At 66.8% G+C, this 12,224-nt stretch carries 13 protein-coding genes; 5 read left to right on the top strand and 8 right to left on the bottom strand.

Annotated elements, in window-relative coordinates; genetic code table 11:
* Window positions 1-49 precede the first annotated feature (49 nt).
* A complete protein-coding gene (locus DVS29_RS37280; RefSeq protein ID WP_164707896.1) occupies window positions 50-193 on the top strand; it encodes a hypothetical protein in 144 nt (47 codons plus the stop codon).
* Window positions 194-196: 3 nt separating this feature from the next.
* Here the strand turns inward: DVS29_RS37280 and DVS29_RS11520 are convergent, their stop codons facing one another.
* The 4 genes from DVS29_RS11520 to wrbA form a co-directional block, all read right to left on the bottom strand.
* Window positions 197-1,027, bottom strand: coding sequence for a metallophosphoesterase (locus tag DVS29_RS11520; RefSeq protein WP_118180599.1), 831 nt, complete (start codon window positions 1,025-1,027; stop codon window positions 197-199).
* The gene (locus tag DVS29_RS11515; RefSeq protein WP_118180784.1) at window positions 1,024-2,484 is read right to left on the bottom strand and encodes an FAD-binding oxidoreductase; all 1,461 of its coding nucleotides are present in this window, start codon (window positions 2,482-2,484) and stop codon (window positions 1,024-1,026) included. Before DVS29_RS11515 ends, DVS29_RS11520 begins: the two co-directional genes overlap by 4 nt.
* A gap of 105 nt (window positions 2,485-2,589) precedes the next feature.
* Window positions 2,590-3,069, bottom strand: a complete 480-nt coding sequence (locus DVS29_RS11510) for a DUF2069 domain-containing protein (RefSeq protein WP_118180598.1) — start codon at window positions 3,067-3,069, stop codon at window positions 2,590-2,592.
* Entirely contained in the window at window positions 3,066-3,668 is a 603-nt protein-coding gene (wrbA, locus tag DVS29_RS11505; RefSeq protein ID WP_118180597.1) for an NAD(P)H:quinone oxidoreductase, read from the bottom strand. Before wrbA ends, DVS29_RS11510 begins: the two co-directional genes overlap by 4 nt.
* 122 nt (window positions 3,669-3,790) lie before the next feature.
* Here wrbA and DVS29_RS11500 point away from each other — a divergent pair, with 122 nt between their 5' ends.
* On the top strand, window positions 3,791-5,092 hold the full coding sequence (locus tag DVS29_RS11500) for a YihY family inner membrane protein (protein WP_205962438.1): 1,302 nt from the start codon (window positions 3,791-3,793) through the stop codon (window positions 5,090-5,092).
* A 16-nt stretch (window positions 5,093-5,108) separates the two neighbouring features.
* Here the strand turns inward: DVS29_RS11500 and DVS29_RS11495 are convergent, their stop codons facing one another.
* The 3 genes from DVS29_RS11495 to DVS29_RS11485 all read right to left on the bottom strand — a co-directional run bounded on the left by DVS29_RS11495 (window position 5,109) and on the right by DVS29_RS11485 (window position 7,653).
* Entirely contained in the window at window positions 5,109-5,429 is a 321-nt protein-coding gene (locus DVS29_RS11495) for an Mpo1-like protein (RefSeq protein WP_118180783.1), read from the bottom strand.
* 104 nt (window positions 5,430-5,533) lie between these two features.
* Window positions 5,534-6,364, bottom strand: coding sequence for an alpha/beta fold hydrolase (locus DVS29_RS11490; RefSeq protein WP_118180595.1), 831 nt, complete (start codon window positions 6,362-6,364; stop codon window positions 5,534-5,536).
* Window positions 6,361-7,653, bottom strand: a complete 1,293-nt coding sequence (locus tag DVS29_RS11485) for an O-acetylhomoserine aminocarboxypropyltransferase (RefSeq protein ID WP_118180782.1) — start codon at window positions 7,651-7,653, stop codon at window positions 6,361-6,363. The genes DVS29_RS11490 and DVS29_RS11485 overlap by 4 nt, the downstream gene beginning before the upstream one ends.
* Window positions 7,654-7,912: 259 nt before the next feature.
* Here DVS29_RS11485 and DVS29_RS11480 point away from each other — a divergent pair, with 259 nt between their 5' ends.
* The 3 genes from DVS29_RS11480 to aroC all read left to right on the top strand — a co-directional run bounded on the left by DVS29_RS11480 (window position 7,913) and on the right by aroC (window position 11,972).
* Window positions 7,913-8,377 carry a CBS domain-containing protein gene (locus DVS29_RS11480; protein WP_118180594.1) on the top strand — a complete coding sequence of 155 codons (465 nt, stop codon included), beginning with the start codon at window positions 7,913-7,915 and terminating at the stop codon, window positions 8,375-8,377.
* A 466-nt stretch (window positions 8,378-8,843) separates the two neighbouring features.
* Window positions 8,844-10,781: an MFS transporter gene (locus tag DVS29_RS11475; RefSeq protein ID WP_118180593.1), complete on the top strand. Its 1,938-nt coding sequence runs from the start codon at window positions 8,844-8,846 to the stop codon at window positions 10,779-10,781.
* Window positions 10,782-10,871: 90 nt separating this feature from the next.
* Window positions 10,872-11,972 (top strand): chorismate synthase, encoded by a 1,101-nt coding sequence (aroC, locus tag DVS29_RS11470; RefSeq protein WP_118180592.1) that lies wholly within the window; start codon window positions 10,872-10,874, stop codon window positions 11,970-11,972.
* A 101-nt stretch (window positions 11,973-12,073) separates the two neighbouring features.
* Here the strand turns inward: aroC and DVS29_RS11465 are convergent.
* A partial coding sequence (locus tag DVS29_RS11465; RefSeq protein WP_164707895.1) for a 4Fe-4S dicluster domain-containing protein occupies window positions 12,074-12,224 on the bottom strand: 151 nt, incomplete at its 5' end.

Raw genomic sequence — 12,224 nt, 5'->3', positions numbered from 1 at the left:
AGTTAGCACGCAGTTAGCAAATCGACGGAACGGAAACGAGAGGAATTCCATGGATACGCATCTGATGATCGGCATCGCCGTGATGTTCGGACTGATCGGCATTGCCGCATCGCGCGACCTGCTGCGGTTCGTCCGCCAGCAGCAGCCGCAACCCGTTCCGGTGCGCGCCCGCGAACCTGGCGAGCGCGGTTGAGGTTCACACTTCCACGAGCCTGTCCCACGCGAACGACGGGTTCTCCATCACGCCGGTGCGCCGGTCCTTGTACCCACGCGGATTGCACACCACGCGCGTGCCGTTCACCGCATAGTCGAACGACGTGTGCGTGTGGCCGTGGATCCATAGCGCGACCGGCGCGCGCACCAGCGCATCCAGATCGCTGACGAAGCCCGCCGATGCCTTGTCCTCCGCGTATTGCGGCGCGAGGCTGAAGCGGTGCGGCGCATGGTGCGTGACGACGATCGTCGTGCCGGCGAACGGCTTCGCGAGTTCCGCTTCGAGCCACGCGCGCGCATGACGATGCAGCGCGATCGCATCGGCGGCGGTGAAATTGCGTGGGGCGTCGGGCATGTCGGCGGCCGCCGCGAGCGCAGCGTCGTGCGGCCAGGTCACCTGGATTACGCCACGGAAATCGAGCATCACGCGCTCGCCCGCGGCGATCGCTTCGGCGCGCGCTTCGTCGCTCGCGCCGAACAGGTCGAAATCCGTCCACAGCGCGGTACCGAGCACGCGCCACGCGCCGTCCGGATCGACGAGCGCCGTGTTGTTCAGGTAATGCACGTTGTCGACGCTCGCGGCTGCATCGTGCATCGCTGCCTCCAGTGCGCCGAATTCGCCGTCGTAGTACTCGTGATTGCCGGGCACGTAGACCACCGGCACCTGTGCGTCGAACGTTTCCGCGGCCCAGCGCAGGCCGGCCGCGTGGTTGTGGATGTCGCCGGCGAGCACGACGAGATCGGCTGCCGCGTGCGGCACGATGTCCGGCTCGTCATGCTCGAGATGCAGATCGGACAGCACGCGGATCTTCACGTCGGCGACTCCGGTTGTGCCTGCCGCACCACCTTGCCCGGATTCATCAGGTTGAGCGGATCGAGCGCCTGCTTGACCGCATGCATCAGACGTACTTCGACACCTTCCTTGTAGCGCTCCACGTCGTCGATCTTCAATTGGCCCACGCCGTGCTCGGCGCTGATCGTGCCGTGGTGCTGGTGCACGCTGTCGTAGACGATGCGGTTGATGCGCGCCTGGTATTCCTTCAGGAACTGCTTCGCGTCCTCGCCTTCGGGCGCCTGCACGTTGTAGTGCAGGTTGCCGTCGCCGAGGTGCCCGAAGGTCACCATTCGCGCGCCGGGCGCGGCTTCGGCCACCAGCCGGTCGGTCACGTCGATGAAGTCGCCGATGCGCGAGATCGGCACGCCGATGTCGTGCTTGATGTTGAGGCCTTCCTCCGCCTGTGCGAGCGGAATGTGTTCGCGCAGATCCCAGAACGCCTGCGACTGCGCGAGATTTTCCGCGACCACCGCATCTTCGACGAGCCCGCTCTCCAGCGCTTCTTCCATCATCCGTTCGAACACCTGGCGCGCGTGCGCTTCGCTCTCGCTGTCGGACAGTTCGAGCAGCACGGTCTGTGCGTGCACGTCCGCGAACGGATAGCGCAGCTGCGGAAAGTGCCGGCCGACGAGCCGCATGCAGAAGTCCGACATCAGCTCGAAGCCGGTCAGCGCCGCGGCGGCGTGACGTTGCGCGAGCGCGAGGAAATCGAGCGCCGCGTGCGGCGACGCGAGCGCGGCGAGCGCCGTCACGCGCGCGGCCGGTTGCGGGTGCAGCTTCATCACCGCGGCCGTGATGATGCCGAGCGTGCCTTCCGCACCGATGAAGAGGTCGCGCAGGTCGTAGCCGGTGTTGTCCTTGCGCAGTCCGCGCAGGCCGTGCCAGATCTCGCCTTGCGGCGTGACGACCTCGAGGCCGAGACACAGTTCGCGCGTGTTGCCGTAGCGCAGCACGCCGGTGCCGCCCGCGTTGGTCGACAGATTGCCGCCGATCGTGCAGCTGCCTTCGGCCGCGAGGCTCAGCGGGAACAGGCGGCCGGCTTCGTCCGCGTGGGCCTGCACGTCGGCGAGCACCACGCCGGCTTCCACCGTGATCGTGTTGTTGTGCGGATCGATCTCGCGCACGCGGTTCATGCGGCGCAGGCTGATCACCGCCTGTGCGCCGCTCGTGTCCGGCGTGGCGCCGCCCGCGAGGCCGGTGTTGCCGCCTTGCGGCACGAGTTCGATCCGATGTTCGATCGCGAGCTTCACGAGCGCGGCCACTTCCTCGGTGGTGGCCGGACATAGCACCGCGCACGCGGCGCCGCTGTAGCGGCGGCGCCAGTCGGTCAGATAGGCGGCAGTGTCGTGCTCAGCCGTGAGCACGTGATTCGCGCCGATCGCGTTCGCGCACGCAGCGACGAAGGCGGAAGAGCGTTCGGTGGTGGAGGTGGTCATCGGGTTGCTCATGATGGTGGGGCGCTTTCGTCAAGCACGCAAAGCTCGTGATGCACGTGATGCCGACTACGATACCCGCGCTGCGTGTCGCTTGCAGCGCGACGTTCACGCGTCGCTGCGTTCGCCGGCAGCGCGTTTCGCGGCGCGCGCCGCGCGCTTGAATGGCGCGACCGCGACCAGCGCCGCGACGAAAAACACCACGGATACCGCGACTTCGCTCCAACCCAGCGACGCGCTGAGCCCGCGGTCCGACATGCCGCGCACGATGCCTTCCATGAAGTACAGCAGCACGAGCATCGACGCCCATTGCAGCGTGTACAGCCGGCGCCGCGCGACGCCCGGCAACGCGAGCACGAGCGGCACCGCCTTCAGCACCAGCAGCGAGCCGCCGGGCCGCAGCGGCGCGAGCCGCCATTCCCACGCGATGCACAGCACGATCAGCGCGGCGAGCGCGAGCGTGGCGAGCTGCGTGACAAGGCCGCGCGGGGCGCTTCGAAGGCTGTTCGGCGCGCTTTGCTGCGCGCCGGGTTCCGATCCGGCGGCGGCCTGACCGCCTTCATTGTTGTCGACGCGCGATGCCGTCATCGCGCGCTGCCCAGTTGCGCGGCGGTGCGCGCAAGCCGCGCGCCCAGCGCGACGGCGAGCGTTTTCTCGTCCGCGGAGATGCCTTGCGCGGCGCTGTCGGCGCGCGCGTAGTGCGACGCGCCATACGGCGTGCCGCCGGTGAGCGTGGTGGTGAGCACGCTCTCGGTGTACGGGATGCCGAGCATCAGCATGCCGTGATGCAGGAGCGGCAGCATCATCGACAGCAGCGTCGATTCCTGGCCGCCGTGCAGGCTGCCCGTCGACGTGAACACGCAGGCCGGTTTGCCCGCGAGCGCGCCGGACAGCCACTGCGGCGTCGTGCCGTCGAGGAAGTATTTGAGCGACGCGGCCATGTTGCCGAAACGGGTGGGCGAGCCGAGCGCGAGGCCCGCGCATTCTTCGAGGTCGCGCAGCTCCGCGTAAGGCGGCCCGTCGGCCGGAATATCGGATTGCGTCGCTTCGCAGACCGTGGAGACGGGCGGCACGGTACGCACCCGCGCCTGCATGCCGGCAATGCTGTCGATGCCCTGCGCGATGGCCAGCGCGAGCTCGCGCGTGGCGCCGTGCCGGCTGTAGTAGAGGACCAGGATGTCGTTCATAGGCGTTCGAAATTGAACGAGTATTATAGTGAGCGGTTGCCTGTGGCGGGCTGTCGGCGCGATGTCGCGGGCCTGGCGCCAGCGGGCGTTCGATGTAGCAAGGAGGTGGTTCGTTGTCCAGGATGCGTTTCGATCTCGATGCGCTGAAACGTCTCGCGCAGTTCGCCGCGCAACGCAGCAGCGAAGACCGCATTCCGCAGGTGGCCGGCAGCCTCACGTTCACAACCATGTTGTCGCTCGTGCCGCTCGCCACCGTCGCGTTCGCGCTCTTCACCGCGTTTCCGATCTTCGCGAAGTTCCAGATGTCGCTGCAGTCGTTCCTTGCCGACCATCTGATGCCGATGCAGATCAACGATCAGATCTTCCACTGGCTGAACCAGTTCGCGTCGAAGGCTAAAGGCCTGACGACGATGGGCATGATCGTGCTGTTCGTCACGTCGGTGATGACGATGATGACGGTCGAATCCGCGTTCAACGTGATCTGGCGCGTGCGCAAGCCGCGGCCGTTCGCGCAGCGCGTGCTGGTGTACTGGGCGATCCTCACGCTCGGGCCGATCCTGATCGGCGTGAGTCTTTCGATCTCGTCGTACGTGTTTACACGATCGATGGCGTACAGCGCCGCGCAGCACATCACGCCGCTGATCGACTGGGCGCTGACGGGCGCGGCGCTGCCGCTCACCGCGCTCGCGTTCACGATGCTGTACGTGTTCCTGCCGAACTGCCGGGTCGAATGGCGCGACGCGGTGGTGGGCGGGGTGGGCGCGGCGATCGCGTTCGAACTCGCGAAGCGCGGCTTCGGCTTCTACATCAAGCGCATTCCCACTTACACGGCTGTCTACGGCGCGTTCGCGACGCTGCCGATGTTCCTGCTCTGGATGTACCTGAGCTGGTTCATCACGCTGGCGGGCGCGATGGTGTCGTCGGCGCTGCCGGCCATCCGCACCGGGCAGTTTCACCGGCCGCAGTTTCCCGGCAGCGATCTGCTCGATGCGCTCGGGCTGCTCGCGCGTCTCGCGAGCATGCGCGATGCGGGCGGCAAGGGGCACACCACGCACGAACTGGGGCGCATGCTGCGCCGCGACATCGATACGGTGATACGGCTCTTGCAGCCGCTCGAAGACCTCGAATGGGTGTCGCGTCTGGAAGATGACGTAAGCGGCGTCACGCGTTTCATCCTGCTCGCGAATCCGGAGCAGGTGACGGTCGAGCGGCTCTTCGACATCTTCGTGATCGATCGTTCGGAGCTCGAATATCAGCTGAAGCTGGAGTCGGCGCGCATCGACGGTCCGACGCTGCTCGGCGCGCTCGACAACGGCAAGATGACCGTGTCGCTCGCGGCCTTGCTGGCGGCGCGGGCGCGCCGCACCGTCACTGCCCGCAATGACGCGCCCGACGGCGAAGCGCTGCCGCACGCGGCGGGTTAGATAGCCGCCGAAGCGTTCAGATCGAGACCCTGCCGCGGCAGATGTCGCTGAACATCACCCAGTCGCCCATCAGGCTGTACACCGGATGGCGAAACGTGGCCGGGCGGTTCTTCTCGAAGAAGAAGTGACCGACCCACGCGAAGCCGTAACCGCAGATCACCGCGAGCGGCAGCCACCACCAGTCGGCCATTGCGATGGCCATCGCGACGCAGCCGATCACGCCCAGCGAACCGATGAAATGCAGACGCCGCGACGTCAGGTTGCGATGCTCTTCGAGGTAGAACGGATAGAACTCCGCGAAGCTCGCGAAGTGATCACGTTGAGCTGTATGTGCCATGTTCATCTCCCTGCAATCGGGCTGAGGGGCGCGTTGTGCGCGTCCGTCGATTCATTCTGCTGCGATTGTGGGGGCGGTGCAACCCGGTGGCTTTCGTTCGTCCTTCATCGCTGGACGAGCGTGCGTTGAGCGAAAGCGAATAGCGCATCGAGCGTCGCGTCGGGCTGCTCCGACATCAACGCATGCCCGGCGTCGAGCGTGACCGTATCGGCTTGCACGCCGGCTGCCGCGAACGCGTCCGCCAGCGCACGGGCGGCGCGCGGCGGCGTCATCACGTCGCGTTTTCCGACCAGCAGCCGGACCGGACAGCGCACGGCGGCCGCACGCACGAGCGCGTCGGTGTACGCGTTGCAGGCGGCGAAGTCGGTGTGGAACAGCTGTGGCTCGCCGGTGGCCGAGACGCGCTCCATCAGCCGCTGGTTCAGGCCGTGCAGCCAGAAACCGGGGCCGGGGCACGATGGCTTCGCGGCGTAAGTCGAATGCGACCACTCGTTGACCATGCCGATCGCATCGGGCTCGCGCTCGCGGGCGGCGTCGAGCAGCGCCTGCGCCACCGCCATCGGCGCGGCCGTCGCGAGCAGCGCCAGTGCGGTGGCGCGCGCCGGGTAGCGCGCGGCGAACTCCAGCGCGATCAGCGAACCCATGCTGTGTCCCGCGACGAACGCCTGCTGCACGCCGGCTGTGTCGAGCAGCGCGGCGAGCCAGTCGGCGAGCGCGCCGATGCTCGTCAGCGCGGGCCCCGCACTGCGGTGGTGGCCAGGCAGGTCGACGGCGAGCACGCTGAAGCCGTGGTGCGCGAAATAGCGCGTCTGCAGCGCCCAGACGCTGTGGTCGTGCTCGGCGCCGTGCAGGAACACGGCGGTCGGCAACGCGGGATCGAAGGGTTTGCCGCCGGTGTACGCGTACGCGGCGCGGCCGTTGACGGTGACGATCATGGCTGGCCTCGCGTCGCGGCCTTCAGCGCGCGTTTGAGGTCGTCGATCAGGTCGTCCGTGTCTTCGAGCCCGATCGACAGCCGGATCGTGCCTTCCGCGATGCCTGCCGCGGCGAGCGCGGCCGAGTCCATGCGGAAATGCGTGGTCGATGCGGGATGGATCACGAGCGAGCGTGCATCGCCGACGTTCGCGAGGTGCGAGAACACCTGCAGCGACTCGATGAAACGCCGGCCCGCGGCGCGGTCGCCACGCAGGTTGAAGCTGAACACGGCGCCCGCGCCACGCGGCAGCAGACGCTTCGCGAGCGCGTGGTCGGGATGCGAGTCGAGTTCCGGATATGCGACGGATTCGACCGACGGATGCGCGGCCAGAAACGCGACCACCTTGCGCGTATTCGCGACGTGGCGCTCCATTCTGAGCGGCAGCGTCTCGATGCCCTGCAGCAGCTGCCACGCAGCCTGCGGATGCAGGCACGCGCCGAAGTCGCGCAGCCCTTCGCGGCGCGCGCGCAAGAGGAACGGCGCGACCGTGCTCTCCTCGGCGAACACCATGCCGTGAAAGCCGTCGTACGGCTCGGTGAACTCGGGGAAGCGCCCGGACGCGGCGAAATCGAACGTGCCGCCGTCCACCAGCACGCCGCCGATCGTCGTGCCGTGGCCGCCGAGGAATTTCGTCGCGGAGTGGTAGACGAAGTCCGCGCCATGCTCGAACGGCTTCAGGAGCCACGGCGTCGTGAAGGTCGAATCGACGAGCAGCGGCACGCGGTGATCGTGCGCGATCTGCGCGACCGCGGCGATATCCAGCACGTCGAGCCCCGGGTTGCCGAGGGTTTCGCCGAACAGCAGGCGCGTGTTGGGCCGCAGCGCGGTGCGCCACGCGTCGTGGTCGCCGGGTTTGACGAAGGTCGTCTCGATGCCGAAGCGGCGCAGCGTGAAATGCAGCAGGTTGTGCGAGCCGCCGTAGAGCGCGCTCGACGCGACGATATGCGAGCCCGCGCCCATCAGCGTGGCAATGGCCAGGTGCAGCGCGGCCTGGCCGCTCGCCGTGCCGATCGCGCCGGCGCCGTTTTCGAGCGCGGCGACGCGTTCCTCGAACACCGCGACGGTCGGGTTCGAGATGCGCGAGTACACGTGGCCCGCGCGCTCCATGTTGAAGAGCGCGGCGGCGTGGTCGGCATCGCGGAACGAGAACGAGGTGGTCTGGTAGATCGGCGTGGCGCGCGCGCCGGTGGCGGGATCGGGCGCGGCGCCGGCGTGCAGCGCGAGCGTGTCGAAACGTTGGATGGACATCGTCACAGCGGAGCCGCGAGCCCCGCGAAGGGTCGAAGTGGGGGCCATCGTAACATCGGCGTCACGGAGCCAGCCCGCTTTTTTTGCCGCGAAGCCCTGTGCGGCGGGCCTCCGACGCGTCCGCCGCGCGCTTTCCTTTTATGGGCCTTTCCGCTAGCATCGAAAATAGATAGAGCTTTTCATCCAGCATCCCGGCAACAATTTTGCATCGGACCAGAGCACGCGCGAAGGCGCTGACCTGGGTCCCCAGGAGACAACTATGCGAGTCAGCGACATTCTGAAGGTCAAGGGCAACACCCTGTTCACCGTGACGCCCGATACGGCGTTGACCGAAGCTGTCGACGCGATGGCCGAGCACGACATCGGCTCGCTGGTGGTGATGGAGTACGGCGATCTCGTCGGCATGCTCACGTTCCGCGAGATCATCCTCACGCTGAGCCGCAACGGCGGCAGCGTCGGCACCTCGACGATCCGCAAGATCATGGACGACCATCCGCTCACCTGCACGCCGGAAACCGACGTGAACGAGGTGCGCCGGATGATGCTCGAGCATCACGTGCGTTATTTGCCGGTGCTGGAAAGCCGCACGCTGATGGGCGTGATCTCGTTCTACGACGTCGCGAAGGCCGTTGTGGAAGAGCAGGGCTTCGAAAACCGCATGCTGAAGGCGTATATCCGCGACTGGCCGGAAGAGCAGGAACCGCAGCAGCAATCGGGGCATTGAGCGATTGCGTGGCCGGGTGCCACGCGCGGTTCTTCCATTCGTCACGACGTGACGCGCGCCCGCGATGAGTCGCGGGCGCCGGCTCAGGGTTCTTACCTGGCCGTTCACCATTCGGCATGAGCATCGGCAGCGTGCTGACAGCGCGTCGCGAGCTGTCGCCGAAAATTCACATTTCTTCGCCCTTTCGTTCGCGCGTCGGTCACGGGCAGATTTGCGCCCGGCGCCGCGCCACGCGCGACAGCACAGGCCACCCCGGTAGCGCCGGCCGCGACTTGCCATCCACTGCGGCAATACGTAAAAAAATTCCGCAGCGGCACGTTTGAAAAGCAAGCACAATCAGCCCCAGCCGAAAACGGTCCAGGCGCCGCGATCGCCCAGGGCCGCCGCCGGACAAGAACCGGAGCCGCGGCGCACGTCGCGTATGACCGCGGCCAATACCTTCGAGACCACTGGACCGAGCCACCGCATGAGTGACCAGCCGCTTTCCACGCCGCGCCGTGCCGGGCGCGATGCCGCCCACGGCCATTCGCAGTTCGAGCTGCTGCGCGAGCGCCGCTTCGCGCCGTTCTTCTGGACGCAGTTCCTCGGCGCGATGAACGACAACGTTTTCAAGATCGGCTTCACGTCGCTCGTCACCTATCAGGCATCGCGCTTTTCCGGCGTCGATCCGAAGACGGCCGCGTTCCTGATCTCCGCGATCTTCATCCTGCCGTTCGTGCTGCTGTCGGCCACTTCCGGCCAGATCGCCGACAAGTACGACAAGGCGATGCTCACGCGCTTCGTGAAGACCTTCGAGATCGTGGTGATGCTGATCGGCGGTTCGGGTTTCGTGCTGCACTCGGCGCCGCTGCTGTACGCGTGCACGTTCCTTATGGGCGTGCATTCCACGCTGTTCGGCCCCGTCAAATACGCGTATCTGCCGCAGCATCTCGCGAAAGAGGAACTGGTGGGCGGCAATGGGCTCGTCGAGATGGGCACGTTCGTCGCGATCCTGATCGGCACGATTCTCGGCGGGGCGGCCGCGGGCTTCGTCGAGCATGGCGCGATCGTGCTGGCGGTGGCGTGCGTGTGCATCGCGCTCATCGGGCGCGGCGCGTCCGCGTTCGTGCCGCCTTCCACCCCGTCGCAGCCGGATCTCGCGATCAACTGGAATCCGTTCACCGAGACCTGGCGCAACCTGAAGCTCGCGCGCGAAAACCGCACGGTGTTTCTGAGCCTGCTCGGCATTTCGTGGCTGTGGTTTGTCGGCGCGACTTTCCTCGCGTCGTTCTTCAACTTCGCGAAGGACGTGCTGTCGGCGAATCCGGACGTCGTCACGGTGCTGCTCGCCACCTTCTCGATCGGCATCGGGCTCGGTTCGATCCTGTGCGAGCGGCTGTCGAAGCGGCGCATCGAAGTCGGCCTCGTGCCGCTCGGCTCGATCGGCATGAGCGTGTTCGCGATCGATCTGTTCTTCGCGAGCCACCGGCTGCCGGTCGAAGCGCATCTGCTCGCCGTCGGCGAATTCCTCGCGCGGCCGGCGCACTGGCGCGTGCTCGCGGACCTGTTCCTGCTCGCGATGTTCGGCGGCTTCTACAGCGTGCCGCTCTATGCGCTGATCCAGAGCCGCAGCCAGCCGAGCCATCGCGCGCGCATCATCGCGGCGAACAACATCCTCAACTCGCTGTTCATGATCGTGTCCTCGCTGATGGCGATGGCGCTGACCGCCGCGGGCGTCGGCATTCCGGGGCTGTTCCTGACCACGGCGCTGCTCAACATCGTCGTCGCGGTGTACATCTATTCGCTCGTGCCGGAGTTTCTGCTGCGCTTCATCGCGTGGATTCTCGTGCACACGGTCTACCGGATCCGCCTCGTGCACGCGGAACGCATTCCGGAAGAGGGCGCGGCGGTGCTGGTCTGCAATCACGTGAGCTTCGTCGATGCGATCGTTGTGATGGCAGAGAGCCCGCGGCCGCTCCGCTTCGTAATGGACCATCGCATTTTCCGCACGCCGTTCGTCGGCTGGCTGTTCCGGCATGCGAAGGCGATTCCGATCGCGCCGGCGCACGAAGACGCGGCGCTGCTGAAGCAGGCGTACGACCGCTGCGCCGACGCGCTGCGCGACGGCGAGATCGTCTGCATTTTTCCGGAGGGCAAGATCACCCGCACCGGCGACATGAATCCGTTTCGCCACGGCGTGACAGAGATCCTGCAGCGCACGCCGGTGCCGGTCGTGCCGGCGGCGCTGCGCGGACTGTGGGGCAGCGTGTTCTCGCGCCATACCGATGCGCGTTTTCCGCGGCCGTTACGGCGCGGCGTGACGAGCCGCCTGACGCTCGCGGTCGGCGAACCGCTTGCGCCCGCCGATGTGACGCCCGAGCGGCTGCAGGCGATCGTGCAGGAACTGCGCGGCGCGCGGAAGTAATGTCGATGCAAGGCGGCGCGCCGCACCGCCTGCAGTGCCTGAGCGGGCTGGCATAATAGCGGTCTTCCTGCCTTTCTTTGGACGACGCTCATGTCCGGCAATACCCTCGGTACGCTTTTCACAGTCACGACTTTCGGCGAATCGCACGGCCCGGCCATCGGCTGCGTGATCGACGGCTGCCCGCCGGGTATGGCGCTCTCCGAAGCCGACATCCAGCTCGAGCTCGACCGCCGCAGGCCCGGCACGTCGCGCCATGTGACGCAGCGCCAGGAGGCGGACCAGGTCGAGATCCTGTCGGGAGTGTTCGAAGGCGTGACGACCGGCGCGCCGATCGCGCTCCTGATCCGCAACACGGACCAGCGCAGCAAGGACTACGGCAACATCATGGACACCTTCCGTCCAGGCCATGCCGACTACACCTACTGGCACAAGTACGGCATTCGCGATTACCGCGGCGGCGGCCGCTCGTCGGCCCGGCTGACCGCGCCGACGGTCGCGGCGGGCGCGGTCGCGAAGAAGTGGCTGCGCGAGCATTTCGGCGCCGAAGTGCGCGGCTACATGAGCGCGCTCGGCGAGATCGACGTGCCGTTCGTCGACTGGTCGCACGTGCACGAGAATCCGTTCTTCGTGCCGAACGCGGACATCGTGCCGCAGCTCGAGGCGTACATGGACGCGCTGCGCAAGGACGGCGATTCGATCGGCGCGCGGATCGGCGTGGTGGCTTCGGGTATTCCGGTGGGTCTCGGCGAGCCGCTCTTCGACCGGCTCGATGCCGATATCGCGCACGCGATGATGGGCATCAACGCGGTGAAGGGCGTCGAGATCGGCGCGGGCTTCGCGAGCGTCGCGCAGCGCGGCTCTGTGCACGGTGACGAGCTGACGCCCAAGGGCTTCGTCGGCAATCACGCGGGCGGCGTGCTCGGCGGCATCTCGACGGGGCAGGACATCACCGTATCGATTGCGATCAAGCCGACTTCGAGCATCCGCACGGCGCGCCGCTCGATCGACAAGAACGGGCAGCCCACGGTGGTCGAAACGTTTGGGCGTCACGATCCGTGCGTCGGCATCCGCGCGACGCCGATCGCCGAAGCGATGCTCGCGCTCGTGCTGATCGATCACGCGCTGCGTCATCGCGCGCAGAACGGCGACGTGCTCGTCAGTACGCCGAAGATCGCCGCGAAAGCGCCCTGAGCGACAGCACGCCAGGCGACATTGAAAAAAAGCCCGCAAATTGCGGGCTTTTTTTATTCAATCGGCGTGTACCGTGCTAACGGCGAACAGCCGTCGTTGCATCACATATTCGGATAGTTCGGCCCACCACCACCTTCCGGCGTGACCCACACGATATTCTGCGTCGGGTCCTTGATGTCGCAGGTCTTGCAGTGCACGCAGTTCTGCGCGTTGATCTGCAGACGTTCGCTGCCGTCGTCGTTCTTCACGAAC

The sequence above is a fragment of the Paraburkholderia phosphatilytica genome, from assembly GCF_003443895.1.
GTDB classification, from domain to species: domain Bacteria; phylum Pseudomonadota; class Gammaproteobacteria; order Burkholderiales; family Burkholderiaceae; genus Paraburkholderia; species Paraburkholderia phosphatilytica.
The sequence above is the reverse complement of the archived record's forward strand: the minus strand, read 5'-3'. Positions and strand labels throughout refer to the sequence as shown.